The sequence below is a fragment of the Sphingomonas sp. GW821-FHT10C01 genome (assembly GCF_059415525.1).
In genome coordinates this window covers 1,755,467-1,779,652 of record NZ_JBWKNK010000001.1, presented here as the reverse complement: position 1 = coordinate 1,779,652, position 24,186 = coordinate 1,755,467, and the positions used below count along the sequence as shown (strand labels likewise).

The window sequence follows — 24,186 nt, the reverse complement described above, 5'->3', positions numbered from 1 at the left end:
TGCTCCCCTGCTCGATTTATCCGGTATCGAAAGCCCCGGTTTCCCAACCGTTAGGAGCGAAAAGCGTTGCGCGCAATTTGGCTATTTGCTCCAACCGTCCCGATGGGGGGGAATCGCGTGACGACGGCGCCGGCCGTATCGGTCGTACAGAATGAGGCGGCGGTTCCAGCCGCCTCGACCTTTGGCGATCCCGCGCGCGTCGAAGCCGCGCAACGCGCGGTGCGCGGCGACCCCACGCTTCAGTTCGACCTCCCCTGGCAACAGATCGAACCCCGCAACCCGCCGCCCGCCTGGCTGACCGAACTCGTCTCGGCGCTCGGCCGCTTCATCGACTGGGTCGGCGGCGGATGGAAGGTGCTGATGTGGGTGGCCATCGCCGCCGTGGTGATCGCGCTCATCCTGGCGCTGTTCCCGGCAGTGCGTGAATGGTTCGCGGTGCGGCTGCTCCGCCGGAATGAAGCCGCGGCCGAGCCCCCGCGCTGGGCTCCCGACGCCGGCGCCGCACGCGCGCTGCTGGATGAGGCCGACCGGCTCGCCGCGTCCGGCCACTATGCCGAAGCCGTCCGGCTGATTCTCCACCGCAGCATCGAGGATATCGAAAAGTGGCGCGGCGATTCGCTCCGCCCCTCGCTCACCAGCCGCGACATCGCCGCGTTCGAAAGCCTGCCCGACACCGCCCGCGCCGTGTTCCGCCGCATCGTCGCCGATGTCGAACGCAGCCTGTTCGGCGGCAATGCGCTGGGTGAAGCCGACTGGACACGCGTGCGCGCCGACTATGCGGGCTTCGCGCTGGGCAGACGATGAGCGCGCAACCGTCCAACCCCTTCCGCGCACGGACCGTGCTGCTGCTGATCGTGGCGGGTCTTCTCCTGATGCTCGGCTTCCTGCTGGTCAGCGGCTATGGTGATCGCGTCGATCGCCGGCGCAGCAACGCCCCCAGCCCCACCTCCAGCTTCGCCACCGGCTTTCGCGGCCTGAGCGACCTGGTCGAGAAATCGGGGGGCACCGTCGAGCTGTCCGGGGACAGCACCACCCGTCCAGACCATGGACTGATCATCTTCACCCCCAATCCGCGCACCACCGGCACCGAACTCGACGCCGCGCTCACCGAGGCCGCCAGCGAAACCGCACCCGTTCTGATCGTCCTTCCCAAATGGGGCACCCGTCCCCAGAAGCGGCGCCCGACGCGGGAGGAGCGCATCAGCCCGGTTCCGCCCGACCTGATCGTCAAGATGCTGGCCTCCATAGCCAAGGTCGATGTGCGCATCACCGCAAAGGGCCAGCTGCGCTACCCCTCCAGCCTGGATCTCCGTCCGTTCAATACCCCGGAGGAAGTCCAGTCGATCAACGGCGAGAAGATTTTCCCGCTGATTGCGACAGCGGACGGCCGCGCCGTGCTGGGCGAGGTGCGAGGCAAGCATATCTACATCCTCGCCGACCCGGATCTGCTCAACAATTTCGGTCTCGCCGAACGCCAGAATGCCTTCGCCGCGATCGCCTTGCTCGCGGAGCTCGACCCCGACAATCCCGGCACGATCACCTTCGACACGATGCTTCCCTATGGCGCCGGCGACCGCAACCTCGTGAAACTGATGTTCGAGCCGCCGTTCCTCGGCGTCACGCTCGCCCTGCTCGCCGCCGCGCTGCTGGCGGGCATCGCTACCTGGGCGCGTTTTGGCCCGCCCCGCCGTGAACCGCGGGCGGTCGCGTTCGGCAAGCGCGCGCTGATCGAGAATATCGTCAGCCTCGCCCGCCGCGCGCAACGCGTACGCGAGGGCGGCGATGCCTATGCCGATACAGTCCGCGACTGGGCCGCGCGTCGCCTGGCGCTCCCCCGCACCTTGCAGGGCGAGGCGCTCGACGCGCATCTCGACGCGATCCAGACCGAAACCCCCTATGCCGCCACGATCGACCGCGTACGCAATGCGAAGACCGAGGCGGAACTGCTCCATGCGGCGCAGAAACTCGACGATTGGCGAAAGGAAGTGAAGGCATGAAGCTGGAAGACGTCCGCGCGCTTGGCGCGGCGATCGAGGCAGAGGTGGCAAAGGCGGTGGTCGGCCAGTCGACCACGACGCGCCTGCTCACCATCGCATTGCTTTCGGGCGGCCACGTCCTGCTCGAAGGCGCGCCCGGAACCGCCAAGACGCTGCTCGCGCAGAGCTTCGCACGCACCCTGGGGCTTGAGTTCGGGCGCATTCAGTTCACGCCCGATCTGATGCCCGGCGACATTCTGGGCACCAGCCTGTTCAACTTCCAGACCTCGACCTTCGAACTGAAGCGCGGCCCGGTCTTCACCGAATTGCTGCTGGCCGACGAAATCAACCGCACCCCGCCAAAGACCCAGGCCGCGCTTCTGCAGGCGATGCAGGAACGCGCGGTAACCATCGATGGTGACACGGAAAAACTCTCCGATCGCTTCACCGTCGTCGCAACGCAGAACCCGATCGAACAGCAGGGTGTCTATCCCCTGCCCGAGGCTCAGCTCGATCGTTTCCTGTTCAAGCTGGCGATCGATTATCCCGACGAAGAAGCCGAACGCGCGATCGTCGCTCAATACGGCACCCGCACCGGATCGCCCCGGCCCGAGGATAGCGGCGTCGAACAGGTCGCCGATCACGCCGCGATCGCGGCGGCGAGCGGGGTGGTGCACGACGTCCGGCTGGCGGAGGAGGTGATCGCCTATATCGTGTCGCTGATCCGTTCGACCCGCGGCCATCCTGACCTCGCCAGCGGTGCCTCGCCGCGTGCCGCCGCCGCGCTCGCCGCCGCCGCCCGCGCCGCCGCCGCGCTCGAGGGGCGTGACTATGTCATCCCCGATGACGTCAAGTTGCTCGCCCAGCCGCTGTTGCGGCACCGCGTCGTCCTGTCGCCCGCCGCGGAGATCGACGGGCGCCGCGCCGACGATATCGTCGCGCAACTGATCGACCGGGTCGAGGCGCCGCGTTGATCGTTCCAACCCAGCGCTCTGTTGCGCTGGTGCTGGCGGGGGCTCCGCTGGCGCTGGTGCTCGGCGTCCTGCGTCCCGACGGCTGGATGCTGGCGTTGCTCTGGGTGTTCGCGATCCTGGTCCTCACCCTGCTCGACGCCGCGCTCGCACCGCGCCTGCGCGAAGCCGATCTCGCCACCGACTTCCCCGGCTCGGTCGAGGTCGGCGATCGCGTCGAACTGACTCCGGCGGGAGGAGCGGGACTGCGCTACGCCGTGGATGTCAGCGCGCCGCTCGATCCCACCGATTCCCCTCTCGTCTTCTCCGCTGCACGCCGTGGTACCGCCGGCATCGCGCGCATCTGGAGCCGGGTGGCTGGCCCACTCGGCCTTGCCTGGCGCCAGCACAGCCGGTCCCTCGACGGTGAGGTCCGCGTCCTGCCCAGCCTTCGCCCGGTGCGCGAACAAGGGATGCGCCAGTTTCTCAGAAGCCGCCAGTTCGGCACGCGTATCCGTCCCGACAGCGGCGATGGCACCGAATTCCAGTCGCTGACCGATTTTCAGTCGGGGATGGAGCGCCGCGCGATCGACTGGAAGGCCACGGCACGACACTTCTCGCTGCTCGCGCGCGAATTCAGGACCGAACGCGACAACTCGGTCGTCTTCGCGATCGATTGCGGCCGCGCGATGAGCGAGCCGGTCGACGGCCAGCCCCGCATCGACCGCGCCGTATCCGCGGCCTTGCTCGCTGCCTTCGTTGCGCTCAAGTCCGGCGATCAGGTGCGACTGTTCGGCTTTGCCGGGCGCCCCAGCGCCGATTCGGGCAGCGTCAGCGGCACCGCCGGCTTCGCCACGCTCCACCGCACCGCCGCGGGGATCGACTATGGGACGCAGGAGAGCAACTACACCCTCTCGCTCGTCACGCTCGACCAGCGCCTCCAGCGCCGCAGCCTGATCATCCTCTTCACCGAATTCACCGATCCGACCGCCGCCGAGCTGATGATCGCCGCGGCAACGCGGATGCTCAAGCGCCACCGCGTCCTCTTTGTGCTGTTCCACGATACCGAGCTGGACTCGGTCCTCGACGCAAGACCCGAAGAGGCCGACGACGTGATCCGTACCAACATCGCCCACAGCCTGATCCGCGAGCGCCGCATCGTCATCGAACGCCTCCGCCGCCTCGGTATCGATGTCCTCGAAGCCGCGCCCGACGATCTCGCCATCGCGCTCGCCGAGCGCTACGTCCGGGACCGCGAACGCCCATGACCGCAACTCAGCCCAATTTCGGCGTCCGCCATTTCCGGGCCGAGCGCGAGGCCGACTGGCAGCGGCTCGAAGCGCTGCTCGATCTTGTCGAGAAGAAGTCGCCCAAGCGGCTTACCAACGACGACCTGATCGAGCTTCCCCGCCTCTATCGCGCGACGCTATCGGCCCTCTCGATCGCGCGCGAAACCTCGCTCGACGCATCGATGACCGCCTATCTGGAGAGCCTGTCCACGCGGGCCTATTTCATCCTCTATGGCTGCCGCGACCCGCTGTGGCGCCAGATCGGCGGATTCTTCACCCATGGCTGGCCCGCCGCCGTCCGTGGCGTCTTCGGCGAGACATTGCTGATCGCGGCGCTGTTCTTCGCCAGCGCGCTGGCGGGCTATTTCCTGGTGATCAGCGACCCCGCCTGGTTCAACGCGCTGGTCTCGCCCGAAATGGCGAGCGGCCGCGACATGAACGCGAGCGAAGGGTATCTGCGCAGTACGATCTATGGCCCGCCCGAGAAGGACGGGCTGGAGGTGTTCGCCACCTTCCTCTTCACCCACAATTCCCAGATTTCGATCATGGCGTTCGCGCTCGGCTTCGCCTTCGCCGTTCCGACCTTTTTCCTGATCGCCACCAACGGTGTGCTGCTCGGCGGCATGTACGCGGTCTTCATGTCCAAGGGGCTTGGCTTCGGCTTTACCGGCTGGCTGCTGATCCATGGCTCGACCGAGCTCAGCGCGATCATCTTGGCGGGCGCCGCCGGCCTGCATATCGGTCGCGCCGTCGCCTTTCCAGGACAACGCAGCCGCATGGCCGCCGCCGGCGAAGCCGGCCGCCGCGGCGCACTGGTGATGATCGGCGTGGTGATCATGCTGCTGGTCGCGGGCCTGCTCGAAGGGTTCGCGCGTCAGCTCATTACCGACGATTCCGCCCGCTACGCGATCGCCGCGACGATGTTCGCTATCTGGACGGTCTACTTCTCGATCGCAGGTCGCCGCAGACATGGCTAAACGACCGAAGGGCGTCAGGACGAAGTCCGATAGCCGTCAACGGCTGACGCGTGAACTGGTGACCCCGGAGGGGGTGACGCTGCACCTGCGCCTTGCCAGCGCCGGATCGCGCGCCGGGGCCTTCACGATCGACGCGGTGATCATGCTCGTCACGCTGATCCTGCTCACCGTCGCTGCGGTCATGCTGTTGGGCAGCACTCGTCACGACGGCGCGGCGATGATGATCTGGCTGCTCGGTTTCTTCCTGCTGCGCAACTTCTACTTCACCCTGTTCGAGAGCGGTACGCGCGCGGCAACTCCCGGCAAACGCGCGCTCAAGCTGCGCGTTGTCGCGCGAGATGGCGGACGTCTCACCGGCGGCGCGATTCTCGCGCGCAATCTGATGCGCGAGGTGGAGGTGTTCCTCCCGCTCATGTTCCTGCTCGCCGCGCAGGCGCAGGGCTTCAGCAGCCGCTGGATCGCATTGATCGGCCTTGGCTGGACCGCGATCTTCCTGTTCATGCCGCTATTCAACCGCGACCGGCTCCGGGCGGGCGATCTGCTCGCCGGGACCTGGGTGGTGGAGAATGAGCGACCCAAGATCGCGCCCGACCTGCTCGCCACCAACGACCGTGACGCGATCGACGCCTATGGCTTCACGCCGGAGGAGTTGGAGATCTATGGCCAGTTCGAGATCCAGCGGCTGGAGGAGGTGCTCCACCGCAACGACCCCGACACGCTCATCACCGTCGCGGGCGTCATTCGGCGCAAAATCAACCGCCGCGACGAAGGCGGAAACTGGACGCAAGATCAGGCCTTTCTCGAAGCCTATTACGCAGCCACCCGCCTGCATCTCGAGCGCCGCCTGCTGTTCGGCCAGCGCAAGCGCGACAAGTTCGATTCCGCCGGTTAAAGGACCGGCATGACCGACACCGCTCCCGAACCCAAATCCGACGCGCCTACGGAAACCGCGGGCGTTCTTGCGCCGCCGCCGCTGATCTATCTCGGCTTCCTCGCCATCGGCCTGGCGCTCGAATTCTTGGTGGTACGGACCCAGGGTCTCGACATGCCCGCCTCGCTGCGCTGGACGGTCGTCTCGGCCTTTACCCTTGCCGGCATCGCGGCCATCGCCGCCGCCGTGCTGGGCTTCCGGCGCGCGGGTACGCCCGCTCCGCCCTGGCAGCCGACCACCGCCTTTGTCGTTCAGGGTATCTACCGCTTCACCCGCAATCCGATGTATCTTGGGATGACGCTGATCTACTGCGCCGTCGCGGTTGCCGCGAATGCGCCGGTGGTCTTCTGGATGCTGATCCCGCTGTCGATGACGATCCATTATGGGGTGGTCCTGCGCGAAGAGCGCTACATGGCCGGCAAGTTCGGCGCGGCCTATATCGAATACATCAACACCGTCCCGCGCTGGCTCTGAGGGCTGGCGCCAGCGCATGGGTGCCGCCACCTGATTTGACGCGCGCGCGTGCCAGGCGGATAATGAGTGAATGACCCGACGTGACATGATCCAGGGGGCTGCGCTGCTCGTCGGCGGCGGCAGCGCGGTTGCGTGCACCTCGGCCGCGCCATCCAGCGACGCGCCATCGACGGCCCCGCACTATGAGATGCCGCTCGAAAGCGCGCCGCACAAACGCACGTTGATGCAATGGCCAGTCGCGGTCGGCGTCTATGGCGCGCGCGATCTGGCCGCGGTGCAATCGGTGATCACCAGCATCGCCAATGCCATCGCCGAGTTCGAACCGGTCGCGCTGCTCGCCGCGCCGGGCGCGCGCGGGCTGGATCGCGCCCGACTGAGCAAAGGCGTCGAACTGTGGGACATTCCGACCGACGACCTGTGGTGCCGCGACAGCGGCCCGACCTTTGTGCGCGCGCCCGACGGCAAGCTCGCCGTCGCGCATATCCGATTCAACGGCTGGGGGAATAAGCAGCGCCACGCCAATGACGGCAAGATCGCGGCGGCGGTTGCCACGCGCCTCGGCCTGCCCTTGATCGACAGTGGCGTGGTGGGCGAACAGGGCGGCGTCGAGCACGATGGTGCGGGCACGATGCTGGCGCACGCCAGCTGCTGGGTGAACGACAACCGCAACCCCGGCTTGTCCGCCGATCAAATCGCCGCGCGCCTTGGTACCGCATTAGGGGCGAAGAAGATGATCTGGGCGCCGGGGGTCAAAGGCGCGGACATCACCGATTATCATATCGACTCGCTTGCACGCTTCGTCAGTCCAGGTCGCGTCCTGATCCAGGTCGATGAGCAGGTCGACCGCGACGACCCCTGGTCGCTCGCGGCGCACCAGACATTCTCCGTCCTCAAGGGCGCCACCGACGCGCGCGGCCGCAAGCTGGAGATCGTACGCCTGCCCGATCCCGTGGACATCCGATCGGACGACCCGGATTTCGTGTCGAGCTACATCAACTATTATGTCTGCAATGGCGCGGTCATCGCGCCACAGTTCGGCGACAAGCCCGCCGATGACGAGGCGCGCGAAACGCTGGCGGAACTCTACCCGGGGCGGAAGGTCGTTCAGCTCGACATCGACGCGCTCGGAGCTTCAGGCGGCGGAATTCACTGCGCGACACAACAGCAGCCCGCATAGAAGCTAGTCCCGAGGAACCTTCGCCGAAACCCCGCGCCGCGCGCGCTGTTTCGGTGTCGGCGCGGTGCTCGCTCCGCCAACCTTCGGCTTGCTCTGGGCGAGCCGACCGAAGCCCGCGATGGTGACCCGTCCGGCGGCCACGACTTCAACTTCGACCCAGTCCTCGTTCGCGGCCAGCGCGAAGCTGTAGCTCTGCCCGACCTGAGCCATTCTGCCTGCGCCGACTTCCGCCGTGCCGAATGCAAGCTGGGCACGCCTGAGAAACGCCTGGAACAGGTGCGCCGCTTCTGGCCCGACCTGTCCGGCATAGCCGCCATCCGCCACGAACTGCTGAATAGCGAGCGAAGCTCTTGCGAACCCAAGCTGCCTGCCGGTCGAGAGCCAGTCGCGTATCGCGGCATGAACCTGTCGCGGGGGAGGAAACCCCTGAACCTCCAGACTATCAAGGGCAGGGAAAGCAAGCGGCAGTAGCGTTTGGACGGCGGTCAAGGCAGCCGCGGCACGCGCGACGGGCGTCGCGGCGCTGTGACCGGGCGTCTTCGCATAGTCGAGGTAGAAGCGCAGATAGTCGACGAATTCCGCGACGCTGCCCGCATTGGAAAGCGCGAAGCGAACCGCCTCCGCGGTAAGTGGGTCGGCTAAATCAACTTCACGTTGCAGGATCATCAATAACGACAGCTCAGTAAGATTGCGGAACTGGAAGATCGGCTCGCCATCCACGCCCAGCGCATTCAAGAACGTGCGGACCCGTTCGAAATCCGCCTCCGAGACCAAGCCATGGCGTTCCAGAACCGCAGTCAGCACGGGCCCTGGACCGCTCCCTCCCCTCGCCAGCGTCCGAAGGTCTTCCACGCCTATCGTCATGAGTTTGATCGGACTTATCAATAACCCAATGTCGCTCAGAAACGAGATTGGGGTTCCGTGCAAACCCGATTGCACTGCCACCAACATTTCGGTGGTGTCGCCGAAATCATACTGGCGGGTTGGGCTGGCACTTGCCCAGTTGAGCCATTGAACACCCCCATCGACAAGCGCAACGGCCAGACGCTCGCGTTCCAACATATCGCTGGGTCGAAACTGCCTGCCTGCAACCGAGATCGTCATGTCACGCCCCCTCAATGATCCAAGCGATCATGCCGGGGCAAAAGCGGGAGGCAAGCCGTTTCGCGGTTAACAAAATCCTGCCGGATCAATGAGATCGAGCGCTCTCTTCTGACGGCTCGATCCCGACCGGCGCTACCCGTCGCGTTTCCCGAAGAAATGCTCGACGATATGTTCGGCGATCCGCGCCGGGCGCAGCGTTTCCGCGTCGATGCAGCACCAGCTCGACTTCACCTCGGCCAGGACCTCGTCGCCGCGACGGATGACGGTTTCGTAGAAGGCGCGCACCCCTTGCACCTTCTCCAGCAGCACGGTCGCCACTACTTCGTCGTTCAGAAACGCGGGTTTGCGATAGGTGATCTCGTGCTTCAGCGCGACCCACAGGTGCTTGGCGACCTCCTCGGTCGGCGCCAGCTTCTGCCAATGGCTGAGAACCGCTTCCTGCACCCATTTGAGGTAACTGGCATTGTTTACATGCCCCATGAAGTCGATGTCCGCCGGATCGACGGGGATCGGAACATCGAACGGAGCGGAAGCATGGGTCATGACCTCACCCTAACGTAAAGCACGGAAGCACGCGAGAAGATTCGCCGTCAACACAGCGCTTGAAGAATTTTTAGAATTGACGGTATGCTGTTTTCAACCAGGAGGATTGCCCGCATGACCGACCTTCCCGCGCAGGCGCGCCAGCTCTTCTCGACCGTCACGCAGGACGGCCAGCTTCAGCTTTCCCTCCGCGACGTTCCCGTCTCCACCCCGACAGGTGATGAAGTGCTGGTCCGGATCGAGGCGACCCCGATCAATCCGTCCGATCTCGCCGTGCTGCTCAGCGCCGCCGACGGCAACGCCTTCACCGCCACCGCCGACGGCGCGAGCGCGCCGATCCCTGAAGCCATGCTTCGCGCGGTTGCCCCACGCCTTGGAAAACCGCTACCGATCGGCAACGAGGGCGCCGGCACCGTCGTCGCGGCGGGCGATGATGCGGCAGCCCAGGCCTTGCTCGGCAAGACCGTCGCGGCGGCGGGCGGCGCCTTCTACACGCAATATCGCCTGCTCCGCGCGCGCGACTGTCTCCCCCTTCCAGACGGCGTCAGCGCGGAGGAAGGGGCCTCGTCCTTCGTCAATCCGATGACAGCGCTCGCCATGATCGGCACGATGCGGAAGGAAGGTTTCACCGGCATCGTCCATACCGCCGCCGCCTCGAACCTCGGCCAGATGCTGGTCAAGCTGACACAGGGCGAAGGCGTACCGCTGATCAACATCGTCCGCAGCCAGACGCAGGCCGACCTGCTCCGCGGTCTCGGCGCCACGCATGTCATCGACAGCACCGCGCCCGACTTCATGACCGCCCTGATCAACGCGATCGCCGAGACGCAGGCATTCCTCGCCTTCGACGCGATCGGCGGCGGCAAGCTCGCGGGACAGATTCTCAATGCGATGGAGGCCGCTGCGGTCCGCACCAATCCCGCCAACGGCCCCTATGGCTCGAGCACGATGAAGCAGGTCTATATCTATGGCGGGCTCAACATGGCGCCGACCGAGATCAGCCGCGGCTTCGGGATGAAATGGGGCGTCGGCGGCTGGCTGCTCACCCCCTATCTCATGGAAGCCGGCGGCGAGGAGGTGATGCGGATGCGCGCCAAGGTCGCGGCGGAGATTCGCACGACCTTCGCCAGCGCCTATACCAGCCGCATAACCCTCGATCAGGCGGTCCAGCCCGACATCATCGCCGCTTACAACCGGCGCGCGACGGGAGAGAAGTACCTGATCCTGCCCAACGGTTAGGCCACCGCCATCAGGCTGGCATTGCCTCCGGCCGCCGTGGTGTTGACCGAGGTCGAAACCTCCTCGACCAGCCAGTCGAGCCGTGGCGTACCCACCTGTGCCAGCACGATCGGGCCAGACAGTGCGGCGATGTCCGTCAGCGCCGCGGTCCGCGCCGCCGCATCACCTTCGATCAGTGCGCCACTATACGGCCCCGCCTTGCGCCAGTCGTCGGCCCAGGTCAGTCGCGCGGCGACCCGTTCGGGCAGTCCGGCCAGTTCGCCGCGCAGCGCCGCATTGCCGATCACACCCCGATTGCCCGTTGCCAGCACCGCCGCGACCTGCGCGATCAGGCCTTCGCGTGCCTGAGGTAGCAACAGAACGTTGCCGCGCGGATGCAGCGAGTAGACGTTGCGCTCGCCCACTGGCCCGGGCAGCTCTACCTCGGCGCCGAGCAGCGACGCCTCGCCCGCCGCCCGCGCCGCCTCGCCTTCGTCGCCCAGCCACAGCGCGAAGTCGCGCAGCGCCGGATCGCTTCTGGCCGATGCCACACCGGTCGGCACCGTCGCCGCCTGGACCAGCCGGCCAAGGTAGAGCGGCCCGCCCGCCTTGGGTCCGGTGCCCGAAAGCCCGCGCCCGCCGAACGGCTGAACCCCCACCACCGCGCCGATGATGTTGCGGTTGATATAGAGGTTGCCCGCCTCGACCCGCTGGCTGACATGCGCGATCGTCTCGTCCAGCCGCGTGTGCAGACCAAAGGTCAGCCCATAGCCGGTGGCGTTGATCGCATCGATCACCCGGTCGAGATCGCGGCGCTTGTAGCGCACAACGTGCAGCACCGGCCCGAACACCTCACGCTCCAGATCGGCGATGCTCTGCAGCTCGATGATCGTCGGCGGGACGAAGGTGCCCTGCGCGGTTTCCCCCGCCAGCTCGATCTGTTCGACCGACCGGCCCATGCCCAGCATCCGTGCGATATGGCCTTCTATATTGGCCTTGGCCTCTGCGGTGATCACCGGACCGATATCGGTCGACAGGCTGTCGGTCCGGCCGATCGACAGCTCGTGCAGCGCGCCCTTCAACATCGCCAGGATACGGTCGGCCACATCCTCCTGCAGACATAGCACGCGCAGCGCCGAGCAGCGCTGGCCCGCGCTGTCGAAGGCCGATGCGATCACATCGCCCACCACCTGCTCGGCCAACGCCGAACTGTCGACGATCATCGCGTTCTGACCGCCGGTTTCGGCGATAAAGGGCACCGGCGCGCCGTCGGCGGTCAGTCGCTTGGCCAATTCCTTCTGGATGATCCGCGCGACCTCTGTCGATCCGGTGAACATCACCGCCTGCGTACCTGGCGCCGACACCAAGGCCGCGCCGATCCGTCCGTCGCCCGGCACCAGTTGCAGCGCGGCGACGGGAATTCCCGCTTCGTGCAGGATCGCGACGCCCTGCGCGGCGATCAGAGGGGTTTCCTCGGCGGGCTTGGCCAGCACGGTGTTGCCGGTCACCAGCGCGGCCGCGATCTGGCCGGTGAAGATCGCCAGCGGGAAGTTCCACGGGCTGATGCAGGTCACCGCGCCCAGCGGCCTGTGTGCGGTGCCCAGCGTCGCGCGCGCCTGTGCGGCATAGTAGCGCAGGAAATCGATCGCCTCGCGCACCTCGGCAATCGCATTGGGCGCCGACTTGCCCGCCTCGCGCATGATCAAACCCATCAGCACCTGCATCCGATCCTGCATGATGTCCGCCGCGCGATCGAGGCATGCGGCACGCTCGGCGGGAGCAACCGCAGCCCAGTCCGCCGCGGCCGCCTGCGCCGTCGCGACGGCGGTCTGCGCGGCCTCGGGGCTGACCTCGACCACCGTGCCCACCACATCCTTGCCGTCCGCCGGGTTGTACACCGGACGCGAGGTGCCGAGCCGGTCGGCCGGCTCCGCCGCCCAGCCCGCCGCCGCGCTCGCCTTGAGCGCCTCGGCCAGTTCCGCCAGCACCGTCTCATTCGACAGGTCGAGCCCGTCCGAATTGCGCCGCGCGCCATAAAGACCCTTGGGCAGCGCGATCAGCGGATGCTTGGCGCCGACCACATCCATCGACCGCACTTGATCGACCGGGTCGGCGACCAGCTCGGCGATCGACACGTCAGGATCGGCGATGCGGTTAACAAACGACGAGTTGGCCCCGTTCTCGAGCAGGCGTCGCACCAGATAGGCGAGCAACGTTTCGTGCGTCCCGACCGGCGCATAGATGCGGCACGGGCGGTTGAGCTTCGACGCGCCGACCACCTCGTCGTAGAGCGGCTCGCCCATGCCGTGCAGGCACTGGAATTCATAGTCACCGATCGCGAAGTCCGGCCCCGCCATCTGGTAGATCGTCGCCAGCGTCTGCGCGTTGTGCGTCGCGAATTGCGGAAAGATGCGGTCGCGGTTCGCCAGAAGTTTTCGCGCGCAGGCGATGTACGCGACGTCGGTGTAGATCTTGCGCGTATAGACCGGGAAGTCGGGCAGCCCGTCGACCTGGGCGCGCTTGATCTCCGCGTCCCAATAGGCGCCCTTGACCAGTCGGACCATGATCCGCCGGTCGGCGCGCTTCGCCAGGTCGACGATCCAGTCGATCACGAACGGGCAGCGCTTGCCATAGGCCTGAACGACGAAGCCGAGCCCGTCCCAGCCCTTGAGGTCAGGATCGAGCGCGAGGCTTTCGAGCAGGTCGAGCGACAGTTCGAGCCGGTCGGCTTCCTCGGCATCGATGTTGAAGCCGATGTCATAGCCCTTGGCGAGCACCGCCAGCGCCTTCACCTTGGGCAGCAGCTCGCCTATCACCCGCGCCGCCTGCGCGCGGGCATAGCGCGGATGCAGCGCCGACAGTTTGATCGAGATGCCAGGCCCGCCGACCACGCCGCGTCCCGCCGACGCCTCGCCGATCGCGCGCACGGCATTCTCGTAGTCGCGATAATAGCGGTCGGCATCGGCCATCGTCGTCGCCGCCTCGCCCAGCATATCATAGCTATACTGGAAGCCGCGTGCCTCCAGCGTCCGCGCACGTTTCAGCGCCTCGGCGATGGTCTCACCCGTCACGAACTGCTCGCCCATCATGCGCATCGCCATGTCGACGCCGCGGCGGATCACCGGCTCGCCCGCACGCGCAATCAACCGCGTCAGTGCCGCACCGAGACCGGCGTCGTTGACGCTCCCGGTCAGTTTGCCCGTGACCACCAATCCCCAGGTCGCGGCATTGACGAACAGCGAGCGTCCGTCGCCGATATGCGACTTCCAGTCGCCGTCGGCGATCTTGTCGCGGATCAGCGCGTCGCGCGTCGCATCGTCGGGAATACGCAGCAGCGCTTCGGCGAGGCACATCAGCGCCACGCCCTCCTGGCTCGACAGCGCATATTCCTGGACCAACCCCTCGACGCCCGTGCCCTTGTGCTTGGCGCGCAGCGCGGTGATCAGCATCGCCGCGGTGATCCGTGCCGCTTCACGTGTGCCCTCGGGCAGGCTCGCCTGCTCGACCAGCGATGGAAGGCACTCGGGCTCCGGCCGGCGATAGGCGGCGGTAATCGCGGCACGCAGCGGGGTCTGCGGGCGGATCGGCGGGGCGAAATCGGCGAAGGGCGCGGTCATCGAAAGAACCTCGTGGGCGGGATGGTTTCGTCACCTTATCAGCTTTGGACACCGTGATTGGACTTTTGAAACCCTTCCGGCATATCGCTTCGCCTTCATTTCGAGGCATCCTAAGGCAAATATGACCGACAAACCCACCGATCCGGTCATTCTGGACGCGTTCGACCGCAAGATCATCGACGTACTGCGTGCGGATGGGCGCATCGCCATCACCGACCTCGCGGCACGCGTGGGCCTGTCCAAGACACCATGCCAGGTCCGCGTGAAGCGCCTGATCGCCAACGGCACGATCCGCGGCTTCCGCGCGATCGTCGATCCCACACGGCTCGGTCTCGATCACATCGCCTTTGCCGAGGTGAAACTCTCCGACACGCGCGAGGAAGCCCTCGCCGCCTTCCGCCAGGCGGTGCTCAAGATCCCCGAGGTCGAGGAATGCCACATGATCGCGAGCAGCTTCGACTATCTGCTCAAGGTTCGTACCGCCGATATCCGTCGCTATCGCGAGGTGCTGGGCGAGCGGATCTCCAGCCTGCCACATGTCGCCAGCACCTCGACCTTCGTGGCGATGGAGACCATTCGCGACTCCGGAATGGGCGGTGCTTAAGCTGACCTTCAGGTCGGCCTTCCTATATATCTCATGATGACAGCGCCCGTCGCCTCTCCGCAGACCAGCCGCCGCGCCCCCTGGACGCTGTGGACGACGCTGCTTGCGATGCTGCTGGCGGTGCAGGTGTCGGCGGGTGCGATCCGGCCCGCGGCGCTGGTTGAATCCGGCGTAATCGCGGCAAAGCTCACCCTTCCCGTCCCGCTCGTCGCGCAGTTTCGCGAGACCGGCCAGGCGTTAAAGGCGGCCGGACAGCGGCTAAACACCACCCGGCCTCACGACGGACACGACGGCGCCAACCCGCCGCTTCCGTCTCACGGACTTGCCGTTGCCGCCCCTGCGGCAGCGGACGATCCCGGCTATTTCGCCACGATCGTCACCCCCGCCGGCATCGCGCCGGTCAGCGCCTATCGCGCCCGCGCCCCGCCGCTCCCAGCCTGAGCGGCCAGCCGCACCAATCCACCAGATACTGAAATCAGGCCGCCCCGCGCGGCCGCGGGCGCATGCGCCCGCCCGACGCAAGGAATACCCAATGGACGAACAGAATGGCACCGATCTGGCGCAACGCACCCGTATTGCCGGGCTGCTGGATCATCACCCCAACCTCGCACCCGAGGAAACCGCGGAAATCCTCGACTTCCTCAAGAACGGATCGATGATCGATATCGGCATGCTGCGCGGCGACCCCGCCTATCGCGCGAAGATCGAAGCGGTGAAGGCCGCGAACCATACCTCCTTCCGGCTGGGCATCGGCCGCTCGATCCTGATCGGGCTGGCGATCACTCTGCCCTTCCTGGCCGTCTGCTGGATGATCGCCGATTGGGGCGCATAGAGGCTCCAAACCCCGCCGCGTGATCGCGCGGCGGGGCTTTACGTCAAGGCGCAGCCGCAGCGTTCAACAACCGGGTTACGCCATTTCCGATCAACTTCCGTTTGAGCCCTCGCCAATCATACCGCACGCTTAACCTTGAACGCTTGCGCAACCCGCTCAATTACTTTGGAAACGTCAATACAACATAACATACGTAAAGACGAATTTTACAAAGCTCTAGCGCAAGCATTTAGCTGCAGAACGTAATTAATAATATTATTGATATTTCTCTGCTTGCCCCGAAGAAATCATCATATTAAGCATATCACATTCCCGAGTCGCGTTTGCATATTTGAGTGATATTCGGAAGGGCCTCCGAAATGACTTCAGAGACTGCGCCTGAAACGACGGACGATATTGGCTTCAAGCCGACTGATAGCGATCACACTGGTTCTGCGGAATTAACCCGGGACCTCCAGATCACGTCAGCAGAATCCCTGTTTGATTTCATTTCGAACACATTGTTCGACGATCCGGACGCTATTGAAGATCCAGAGGCGCGCACGATGCTTCGGGAGGTTGGAGTCGCGTTCCATCGGACCGATGCCCCGACTGAATCGCTCGCACAGCCCGTCCGGGTCGGTGATGCGCTGGTCGGGCTGCGACGCCTTCCTTTTCTGACGACCCGGATTGAGGGCGCCGCGCCGGCCTGGAGTTCCGGTCTCGCCGTCGAACGTCGGATCGGCCCCATCCTCGATGGGCTCGGCCGCAATATCTGGATCGACGTCTATCGCCGGGTACGCCAACTTCGCTTCGTCCGCAGCCCCGGCTCAGCTCCCTTTCTCACCCTGCCGATTGTGCAGGCGCGGTGGGCGGCGCGCGCGTCCACACTGCGCGCCGGCCAATCGCTCAACATCGCCGCCGGCAGTGTCTGGTTCGCGACCGGCCTGTTCGCTCCGGCGCCGGTCGGTGTCTATTCGGGCGTCCGCATCGCGCGCGGAACCCTGCGCCTTTCCGCGGATGTGATAGTCGACGGAGATGAAGTGATCGTACCGGCATCGGTATCGATCGAAATGGCACTTAAGCTCGCCCCGCCGACGCCCCCGACGACGGTGGCGGGCAGCGAGTTGGACCTGACCGACTTCGGCGCGCCCCAGGGCCTCGACATCGCGATCCGGCCAGCGGGTGGGACGATCGCCGTTCGAGGCCGTGCGCGGCTTGTCGCCTGGGGAGAGGAAGTCGCCCTCGCCCCCACCGGCGATGCCCCGCAATACCGCCCTGAGCTCCATCGGCTGGTGCTGCCGTTGAAACCGAACAAGACCGGTTTCGCCATCGATGCCGTCGCATCAACGCTGTTCATCCCGTCGGGGCAGGCGCGGATCGCGGCGGCAGGCCTCGCGCTTCCCGCAGCGGTCATCGCGCCCGCCGACCTCGGCCAGGCAAGCGGTGTCGGCGCGTTGATGCTCGAAATGCATCCGGGCCTCTCCGCCAGATGGCAAGGTGAACCACACCCGGTCCATCTCGGGCGAACGCTGCTGCTGCTCGATGAATCGCGCCTCGCCTTTACCGGCCATGCCGTTCGCGCGACGGGAAATCGCGTCCGCCCGGACATGCCCCGACTCTCGGCACCCGCAACGCTCGCCTATGCGCAGATCGACGAAACCGCGGTCCATTATCTCGCCGGCGCCGATGGAGGCGAGGCGGTGGCGTTCACCGCGGAAATCGACATCCGGCTGCCCAAGCCGGTGGACGTCACCGGCAACCGCGTTGGGGTGCGTCTGCCCGTCGCGCTCGTCGTGATCGCGGACGATCCGGCAGGCGTGCGCACAATGATGCTGATCGGCCTGGCGGCGACGCGCCCGCCTGAACGGCCGATCGCCTTCGCCCTCACCAACGCGGTAATCCGCGCGTCGCGTCCACGCGGATTCTTCCTCCTCGGCCGGATCGAGAGCGACCGCATCGTCGAAGCGCTCGCGCTCACCGCCTATGAATTGCGCGGTCTGCTCCCGTCGCTGCCCGATCCCTATGCCGCCAATTCGGTGCTGGGGCAGCGGTTCGGTGCCGCCAGCCAGGGCTATCTGCTCAGCCACTTCCACTTCAGCAACACCCAGGAGACGCTCGGCTTCCGGCTGCCGTCCGGCGTGGCCGTCGATCCGCCGGTCGCCGGCCCCGGCTTTGCTTCCGCACAACAGTCTAGCGCACCCGTGGGGATCAAAGCGGTCAGCGCCGCGGCGCCCCCCGCCTATGGGGACATCTTCGAATTCGAGACGCAACCCAAGATCGTACTGCTCGACGTTTCGACCAACGCCAGCCGCCTCGGCGTCGCGGTGCGTCCTCCGCACAGGACCGACATCAAGGGTTCCGCCGGTCAGCCGTACCGGCCGCCACAGGTGCAGGGACTCGATCTGTCAATCGACGGACGTTTCCTGACCCTGCTGACCTTGCCCGCGGTGCAGTGGGAACCGGTGCGCGCCCTGCCGGGACCCGAACCCTTCCCAGACGAAGTGCGTTTCGCCAACAGTGGCGTGCCCACGGTGATCGATGTGCCCAGCGTCCAGCTGGTGCCGATCAACCCGCTCAACGCCTATCGCACCATTGTCGATAATTTCGAACAGGCGAACTCGCGGCCGGCACGCGCTCGCATGACGCTTCCCTTCGGCATGGTCGCCAAGGCCAACCTTGCCGCGCCGTCGCCGGCTGGTCGCGGCGCAAGGGTCGGTGAGGTGCGCCCGGATACCCCCGATATGAAGGGCGCGCACCAGTTGCGTATCCAGGCCGAAGACCCCAGCCTCGCCCCCGGCGAAACGCCCGCGCTTCCAGGCTTCACCGCACAGCTGTCGGTCGCGATCCCGACGGACGGCAGCCCGGCGACCAGCATCCTTGGCTCGTCGCCGACGCTGATTTTCAACAGCTATCTCGGTTTCGGCGGTCTTTCTCCGCTGGTCCCGGTGACGCGGATCGACCTGTCCGGCCATGGCGAAAGCCTATTCAGCGCCTGGGCCAATCCCACGGATGACGGGGTCGCCGTCTCCAAGGCCGAATTCCAGGTGCTCAACGGCCGCGCCGCGCACGAGGTCGTCCAGGTCAGAAGCTTCCTCCTCCCCTACTTCATCCCAGTAGTACGAACCATCACCCTCGAACGGCGCGGCAATGCGGTGTTCACCCGTGAGGATAGCGGATGGATCGCAGTCCGCGATGGCCTCTACCGCGCCTCTGCGGCCAGCGGCGTCGTTACCCATCCCGGCGTCATCCAGCGGGCAACCCGCGTCACCAACATCCGTGAAACCGGCACCGCCTTCAAGGTCGCTGGCGTCGATTTTGTCGCGGCCTATTTCGACACCGATCTGATCCTCGACGGCGCCGCCGCGCCGGTGCCCGCACGCCGCCAACTCGGCTATATCCGACTGACCGCCGCGAGCCCGGATCTCACCCCCGCTCTCTATGCCGAGCTGATCGAAACCGCCGGGCCAATGGGCGGACCGATCGATGCCAGCATCCAGATCGGCGGCGGGCGGCAGCGGATGCGCCTGCACCGGGTCGGGGTCGGGGCGGCGGGTCCCGAATTCGCGATGACGGCGTGGGGCAGCCTCGCCTTTCCCGGCGGCGGCGAATGGTCGATCCTCGAAGCCGATGACGCGACCGACGCACCATCTTACGTCGCCGCCGATCGCGGCCTGCCGATCATCCGACAGGGTGCGGCGGGTGCCCCGACCTCAGCTCCCTATCGCTTCGCCGATCCTGAGGACCTGTTCGACGCCGCAGCGCCGCAGCGCGACTATGGCATTCTCCATTCGATGGGGACGCAGCGCGCCTTCTTCCGCCGTCCGCGCATCGAACCCGCCTCACCGCACCGGATCGTTTCGACCGAGCGGCCGGTGATCGCCGATCCGCTGATCCTCGCCACCGCGACGGGTCCCTTCCCGCTCCAAGGTGATGCGATCCCGTTCCCGTCAGCCGCCTTCGCGCTCGAAGCACGTGCCGACGGCACCTGGCGGCTCGACGCGCCCGGCACCTTCCCGGCGGGGATCGCGCGCCGCACGATCCGTACTGCAGGAACGGTACGCAGCGACCTCGACTATTCGGGGGCCACGGTCACTTACACGCTCGACACCGCCAGTCCCGCGCCGTGGTGCTTCCGGCTGCAGAACGCGGTCAAGATCATGGCGCACACGGCAATGGGCGACCTCATGTCGATGGCTGCCGATGTCGATGCGCAAGCAGGTCGAGCGACCAGCTTCGCCAATCCCAAGCTCAAGATCGGCGGCCCCTTCGACATCGTTCAGGACCTTCTGACGATCCTCGAGGATCTCGGCATTCCGGCACGGCCGGATGTGCGGATGACCAACAAATGGGGGCTGAGCGTCGGGCTCACGATCCCGTTCGTCGATGCGACCGGTGAGGACTTCAAGGTCATTCCGGGCGAACCGTTTCCGACGATCAAGTTCGCTGATACCGGCCTCAAGATCGAGCTTGCCGTCGCGCCCGAGGCCGACGAGGCCGTCATGGAACTCGGCGGATCGCCGATGTTCGCGATCAAGTCGATCCCCGGCCTCTATGTCGTCGCGATCATCAAGTTCAAGCTGCAGCTCTCGACAGAGAGCGGCACGACCTATGGCTTCCTGATCGGCGTCGGCATCGCCTACAGCCTCGAGGCGGGGCCGTTCGAGCTCAAGGGGCTGTTCGCGATCACCTTCTTCGCGGTGTTCGGCGATACGGTGCTGGGCTACGGCGTCGGCTTCCTGGTCAAGCTCTCGGCCGAGCTCCCGCCGATCGTCGCGATCGAGATCTCGCTCGAAGGCAAGCTCGCCCGCCTTATCGCCCAGAAGGATCTGCCGGACGAGACGGTCTTCCAGATCGCCAAGCTCGTCTTCGCGATCGAGGTGTCGATCTTCCTCGTGTTCAGCATCTCGCTCGAGGTCGAAACCAAGAAGGTCGAGGTCGTCCGCGGGCCGCTGCTCGAAAGCGACGCCCCCGATGTCCTCTGACCATTTCCGGAGCAGGAGCCGCCCATGTCGCTGCCGATCCGCCTGATCCTTCTTCCCTTCCTGCAGGGCTATGACGGAACCGATCTGTCGCTCCGCCTGCTGGTCGCGCCGCAGACAGATCCCACCGCGCCGCCCGCCGCTGGGCTGACGCCTTATGTCGCAACGGATTTCGATTTCGAGCTGCGCTTCATCCCCGACCTGTCCCAGCTGCCGACCTTCGGCGCCATAGCGACCAGCATCGACCGACCGTCGCCCGCTCCCGCCAGCGCCGCCGCGATCTGCGCAGCGCTCAATGCGCAATTCACCATCGACGCAGGCGCCGGTCCGATCGACGGTCGCATCGGCGCCCCGCGCATCCTCAAATACGCGCCGCCCGCCTATCGCCTCGCGACCGGCTATGGCGGCGACAATCCATTCCTCCTCACCGACGACAGCTATCGGTGCGCGATCAATGCGCCAATCCCGCCGGGCACCTCGGTCAAGGTCGAGCCGCCGGTCATGTCCTGGGGCAAGGTGCTTGCCCAGGCACTGCGCCAGCCACTGCTGGCGGAGACGATCGGCCTCGTCCGCCAGTTCACGGTCGCGCCGCCCACCGGCATCGTCGCCGATGGCGGCTGGCTCTACGTCACGCTGAAGCCGGGAAGCCCGTGGAGCGGCCTTGTCGGCATGCCCGGCGCGATGCGCTGTTACGCCGCGCGCATTCCTCCGCTCACCGAAGAACGTCCGCTGTTTACGCCGGTGCTCTTCCCCGTCGGCGCCACGCCGCCGCCCGGGGTCGCCTGGGACGATCTGTTCCGAGAATCGATCGAGTATGACGACGGCTTCGCCAAGGCCGTCTATGCGCGCCAGCCCGCCCAGGCCGATCCGATCGCGGACGAGGATGGCGAACGCCCCGCCGAGGATCGCGGCATCCAGCTCGGCTGGGACGACGAACAGATCGTCACCTGGTTCAATCGCCAGGTCGACAGCTCGCCCGGCGCCGCCGACGCCCCGATGGGCGTGATGGGCTATCGCATCGATGTGCGCGAAGCCGGCGCCACCGATTGGGACTCGCTGGTCCGCGCCAACACCGCCGTCCTTCTCGGCGGCAACAATCTGGGAAATGCCGAGCTCGACTGGCGGATCGAGGTCGCACCGAACCGGCTGATGGGCGACCTAGCCGGGCGCAGCTGGCTGCCCAGCTATTTCACCGCCTGGACCGGCCGATCGCTGATCGGGGTCGATGCGGTCGCCGCGCAGCTGAAGGGCCTGACCCCGGCGACCGGCGCGGTCGAAGGGCTGCCGCCGCTCACCTCGCTTCGCTACGGGCGCAGCTACGAGTTCCGCGTGCGCTTCAACGACTTGACCGGCGGCGGTCCGGCGGCGGATAGCGAGCGGCGCAATGGCGGCCCCCAGCCCGTCGCCACCCTCGACTTCCGCCGCCACGTCCGTCCGACCGGCGTTTCGATCGCGCCGATGCTCCCGCTCGAAGCGGACGAGGCCGATCCGCCCGCCAACCTCGACGTCTCCCGGCCCCTGCTCGGTTTCCCCGCCTGCCTGATGGCAGGAGGATCGGAGACCGATCTCCTTGCGGACATCGCCCCGGCCAAGCTCGCGGAGCGCGCGCCCGGGCTTCCCGACCCCGATGTCGACCAGCTTGAGATCGTCGTGGAGGTCGCCACGCCCGAACCCGGCGCCGCGACGCGCTATCGCCCGCTCTATACCGTCACCCGCGCCTATCCCGGCACGGGCGCACTGACGCTCGACTTCGACTGGACCGACATCGCCGATGCGCACGATCTCCCGATTGCGCCGGCAGGTCCGCTCGCCTTGCCCACATCCCGCAACGTTCGTCTCCAGCTGACGCCGCTCGCCGCCGCCAAGCCCGATTATTATGCGGGCGATGACGTTCGCCGCGGGCAGACGCGCATGGTGGTGATGCGCGCGCCGGCCAGCGACGAACGCGACCTGCTCCAGCAGGGTGGCGGATCGCTGATCGAAGGCTTCTTCCTGCAACCCGCCGAACCCGCCTCCCCGGCTCTGGCGGCGGCACAGAAGAGCGCCGGCCATGGCGCACTGTTGGGCGAGGACCCGCTCGGTCGCCTCGCTGTCGCACTCGATCTGGATCGCACCGGCACCACGCTGCGCGCGCGACGCGGCCAGCGCCTCATGATCGGGGCTAGCCCGCTGCTGCGCCATGTCATCGGTCCGGACGGCGCCAGCCTCAGCTTTGCCACCGCCAACGAGATGACGCGGCTCTGGCTGGTCGCGGTTGTACTCAAGCTCCGCCGCGACTGGAGCTGGGATGGGCTCGACCATCTGCGCATCGAACGCGACGGGCAGGAGGTCGGCCGCGTGGCCGGCAGCACCAGCGCCGGACATGAAGCCGATGGCGATGACGAACGCGATAGCTCGACCATCGTCTTCCTCGATGCGATCGACCCCAAACCGGCGGCCGGCGCCTTTCCACGTCCGCTGGACCCCGAATACCGGATCACGCCCGTCTTCCGCACCGCCCCCGGCCAGGAAGATGCCCCGATCGACGCGGATATCCTGCTCCCTGTGACTACACCTCCGGCACAGGTGCCCAAGCTAGTCTCGGCGGGGCTGGCGCTGTCCCCCTATCGCCGCGATCCCGCCTATTCAGCGAGCGAAGAGCGGCAAAAGGCGGTGTGGCTGGAATTCGATCGCCCGCCCGACGATCCCGAGGATCGCTATTATGCGCGCGTGCTGGCAAGCGCGCCCGATCCGGTGCTGACCGACCAGGCGCTCGGCGTCCCCGATGTCTGGGATCTGCCGCTTCCCATCGATCCCGAACCGATCCGCCGTGTCGTGCCCGGTCAGGGTGACGATCGTGCGGGTCAGGGGAGCATGCAGCTGTTGCTGCCGACCTCTAGTCCGATTCACTTTCTCCTGCCCCTGCCCCCAGGCCTCACGCCCGACGACCCACAGCTGTTCGGCTTCTTCACCTATGAATTCCGGGTCGGCCATTTCGGCATCTGGAGCACGGCGCAGGGATTTCCGGGGAGAGTCCTGCGGGTCGCGGGAATCCAACATGCTGCGCCGCCGCTTGCCTGCGCGGTCACTCGCACCAAGAGCAGGCTCACGGTCAGCGCTGCCTTCGCCGATCCAGTCCGCGACGGACGCTCGGTGCGTCCAACCCCGCCCGTCACCGATCTGTGGGCGCTGCTCTACGCCCGCGTCCACCAGGCCGACGATGCCGATCGGCGTAACATCCTGCTCGGCACGCGCCGCCTCGATCCGCCGCGACGACAGAAATATCCACGCGGCAGGCGACAGGCGGTTGCGGCCCTGAAGGCCAGCGACGGCAAGACCGACTGGTCCAGCGCCGAGATCACGGCCAGCCTGGCCTTGCTCACGCTAGGCCCGGACGCGCCGCTCAGTTGCCTTGTGGTCGAAACGCTGCCCGGCGAGGTCCCCTACCCCGACCCCGTCGCCGGTCAGCTTGGCTATGAACGCTTCCTCAGAACCTCGCCGCTGACGAGCATTCCACCCATCTGTTGAGCAAATATTCCGGGCGACCAGTTCCC

The 24,186-nt window shown here is 66.5% G+C and carries 17 protein-coding genes; 14 read left to right on the top strand and 3 right to left on the bottom strand.

What is annotated here, in order from left to right; all coding sequences use genetic code 11:
* Positions 1-117 precede the first annotated feature (117 nt).
* From AC07M1_RS08580 to AC07M1_RS08545, 8 genes are all read left to right on the top strand, one after another.
* Positions 118-804: a DUF4129 domain-containing protein gene (locus AC07M1_RS08580; RefSeq protein ID WP_495162127.1), complete on the top strand. Its 687-nt coding sequence runs from the start codon at positions 118-120 to the stop codon at positions 802-804.
* A complete protein-coding gene (locus AC07M1_RS08575; protein ID WP_495162126.1) occupies positions 801-1,997 on the top strand; it encodes a hypothetical protein in 1,197 nt (398 codons plus the stop codon). Before AC07M1_RS08580 ends, AC07M1_RS08575 begins: the two co-directional genes overlap by 4 nt.
* On the top strand, positions 1,994-2,950 hold the full coding sequence (locus AC07M1_RS08570; RefSeq protein ID WP_495162125.1) for an AAA family ATPase: 957 nt from the start codon (positions 1,994-1,996) through the stop codon (positions 2,948-2,950). Before AC07M1_RS08575 ends, AC07M1_RS08570 begins: the two co-directional genes overlap by 4 nt.
* The gene (locus AC07M1_RS08565; protein ID WP_495162124.1) at positions 2,947-4,194 is read left to right on the top strand and encodes a DUF58 domain-containing protein; all 1,248 of its coding nucleotides are present in this window, start codon (positions 2,947-2,949) and stop codon (positions 4,192-4,194) included. The genes AC07M1_RS08570 and AC07M1_RS08565 overlap by 4 nt, the downstream gene beginning before the upstream one ends.
* Positions 4,191-5,192, top strand: a complete 1,002-nt coding sequence (locus AC07M1_RS08560; protein ID WP_495162123.1) for a stage II sporulation protein M — start codon at positions 4,191-4,193, stop codon at positions 5,190-5,192. Before AC07M1_RS08565 ends, AC07M1_RS08560 begins: the two co-directional genes overlap by 4 nt.
* Positions 5,185-6,084, top strand: coding sequence for an RDD family protein (locus AC07M1_RS08555; RefSeq protein WP_495162122.1), 900 nt, complete (start codon positions 5,185-5,187; stop codon positions 6,082-6,084). Before AC07M1_RS08560 ends, AC07M1_RS08555 begins: the two co-directional genes overlap by 8 nt.
* Positions 6,085-6,093: 9 nt before the next feature.
* The gene (locus AC07M1_RS08550; RefSeq protein ID WP_495162121.1) at positions 6,094-6,597 is read left to right on the top strand and encodes a methyltransferase family protein; all 504 of its coding nucleotides are present in this window, start codon (positions 6,094-6,096) and stop codon (positions 6,595-6,597) included.
* Positions 6,598-6,667: 70 nt separating this feature from the next.
* Positions 6,668-7,774, top strand: coding sequence for an agmatine deiminase family protein (locus tag AC07M1_RS08545; protein ID WP_495162120.1), 1,107 nt, complete (start codon positions 6,668-6,670; stop codon positions 7,772-7,774).
* A gap of 3 nt (positions 7,775-7,777) precedes the next feature.
* Here the strand turns inward: AC07M1_RS08545 and AC07M1_RS08540 are convergent, their stop codons facing one another.
* Together AC07M1_RS08540 and AC07M1_RS08535 are read right to left on the bottom strand one after the other, a co-directional pair.
* Positions 7,778-8,878, bottom strand: a complete 1,101-nt coding sequence (locus AC07M1_RS08540) for a hypothetical protein (RefSeq protein WP_495162119.1) — start codon at positions 8,876-8,878, stop codon at positions 7,778-7,780.
* A 132-nt stretch (positions 8,879-9,010) separates the two neighbouring features.
* Positions 9,011-9,421 carry an acyl-CoA thioesterase gene (locus tag AC07M1_RS08535; protein ID WP_495162118.1) on the bottom strand — a complete coding sequence of 137 codons (411 nt, stop codon included), beginning with the start codon at positions 9,419-9,421 and terminating at the stop codon, positions 9,011-9,013.
* A gap of 114 nt (positions 9,422-9,535) precedes the next feature.
* On the opposite strand from AC07M1_RS08535, the gene AC07M1_RS08530 reads away from it, so the two are divergent.
* Positions 9,536-10,660: a zinc-binding dehydrogenase gene (locus tag AC07M1_RS08530; protein WP_495162117.1), complete on the top strand. Its 1,125-nt coding sequence runs from the start codon at positions 9,536-9,538 to the stop codon at positions 10,658-10,660.
* Here the strand turns inward: AC07M1_RS08530 and putA are convergent.
* Positions 10,657-14,256 (bottom strand): trifunctional transcriptional regulator/proline dehydrogenase/L-glutamate gamma-semialdehyde dehydrogenase, encoded by a 3,600-nt coding sequence (gene putA / locus AC07M1_RS08525; RefSeq protein WP_495162116.1) that lies wholly within the window; start codon positions 14,254-14,256, stop codon positions 10,657-10,659. The genes AC07M1_RS08530 and putA overlap by 4 nt on opposite strands.
* Positions 14,257-14,377: 121 nt before the next feature.
* Between putA and AC07M1_RS08520 the strand changes: the two genes are divergently transcribed.
* The 5 genes from AC07M1_RS08520 (at position 14,378) to AC07M1_RS08500 (ending at position 24,160) form a co-directional block, all read left to right on the top strand.
* Positions 14,378-14,860, top strand: a complete 483-nt coding sequence (locus AC07M1_RS08520) for an Lrp/AsnC family transcriptional regulator (RefSeq protein WP_495162115.1) — start codon at positions 14,378-14,380, stop codon at positions 14,858-14,860.
* 36 nt (positions 14,861-14,896) lie between these two features.
* The gene (locus AC07M1_RS08515) at positions 14,897-15,301 is read left to right on the top strand and encodes a hypothetical protein (protein WP_495162114.1); all 405 of its coding nucleotides are present in this window, start codon (positions 14,897-14,899) and stop codon (positions 15,299-15,301) included.
* Positions 15,302-15,392: 91 nt separating this feature from the next.
* A complete protein-coding gene (locus tag AC07M1_RS08510; protein WP_495162113.1) occupies positions 15,393-15,692 on the top strand; it encodes a hypothetical protein in 300 nt (99 codons plus the stop codon).
* Between the two features lie 545 nt (positions 15,693-16,237).
* On the top strand, positions 16,238-20,656 hold the full coding sequence (locus tag AC07M1_RS08505; RefSeq protein ID WP_495162112.1) for a hypothetical protein: 4,419 nt from the start codon (positions 16,238-16,240) through the stop codon (positions 20,654-20,656).
* 24 nt (positions 20,657-20,680) lie between these two features.
* Positions 20,681-24,160: a hypothetical protein gene (locus AC07M1_RS08500; RefSeq protein WP_495162111.1), complete on the top strand. Its 3,480-nt coding sequence runs from the start codon at positions 20,681-20,683 to the stop codon at positions 24,158-24,160.
* The last annotated feature ends 26 nt before the right edge of the window (positions 24,161-24,186 follow it).

Bases quoted from the DNA above. Each gene is read 5' to 3' on its own strand.
- AC07M1_RS08575 (WP_495162126.1), top strand. From the start codon at position 801: ATGAGCGCGCAACCGTCCAACCCCTTCCGCGCACGGACCGTGCTGCTG.
- AC07M1_RS08570 (WP_495162125.1), top strand. From the start codon at position 1,994: ATGAAGCTGGAAGACGTCCGCGCGCTTGGCGCGGCGATCGAGGCAGAG.
- AC07M1_RS08560 (WP_495162123.1), top strand. From the start codon at position 4,191: ATGACCGCAACTCAGCCCAATTTCGGCGTCCGCCATTTCCGGGCCGAG.
- AC07M1_RS08555 (WP_495162122.1), top strand. From the start codon at position 5,185: ATGGCTAAACGACCGAAGGGCGTCAGGACGAAGTCCGATAGCCGTCAA.
- AC07M1_RS08550 (WP_495162121.1), top strand. From the start codon at position 6,094: ATGACCGACACCGCTCCCGAACCCAAATCCGACGCGCCTACGGAAACC.
- AC07M1_RS08545 (WP_495162120.1), top strand. From the start codon at position 6,668: ATGACCCGACGTGACATGATCCAGGGGGCTGCGCTGCTCGTCGGCGGC.
- AC07M1_RS08540 (WP_495162119.1), bottom strand. From the start codon at position 8,878: ATGACGATCTCGGTTGCAGGCAGGCAGTTTCGACCCAGCGATATGTTG.
- AC07M1_RS08535 (WP_495162118.1), bottom strand. From the start codon at position 9,421: ATGACCCATGCTTCCGCTCCGTTCGATGTTCCGATCCCCGTCGATCCG.
- AC07M1_RS08530 (WP_495162117.1), top strand. From the start codon at position 9,536: ATGACCGACCTTCCCGCGCAGGCGCGCCAGCTCTTCTCGACCGTCACG.
- putA (WP_495162116.1), bottom strand. From the start codon at position 14,256: ATGACCGCGCCCTTCGCCGATTTCGCCCCGCCGATCCGCCCGCAGACC.
- AC07M1_RS08520 (WP_495162115.1), top strand. From the start codon at position 14,378: ATGACCGACAAACCCACCGATCCGGTCATTCTGGACGCGTTCGACCGC.
- AC07M1_RS08515 (WP_495162114.1), top strand. From the start codon at position 14,897: ATGACAGCGCCCGTCGCCTCTCCGCAGACCAGCCGCCGCGCCCCCTGG.
- AC07M1_RS08510 (WP_495162113.1), top strand. From the start codon at position 15,393: ATGGACGAACAGAATGGCACCGATCTGGCGCAACGCACCCGTATTGCC.
- AC07M1_RS08505 (WP_495162112.1), top strand. From the start codon at position 16,238: ATGCTTCGGGAGGTTGGAGTCGCGTTCCATCGGACCGATGCCCCGACT.
- AC07M1_RS08500 (WP_495162111.1), top strand. From the start codon at position 20,681: ATGTCGCTGCCGATCCGCCTGATCCTTCTTCCCTTCCTGCAGGGCTAT.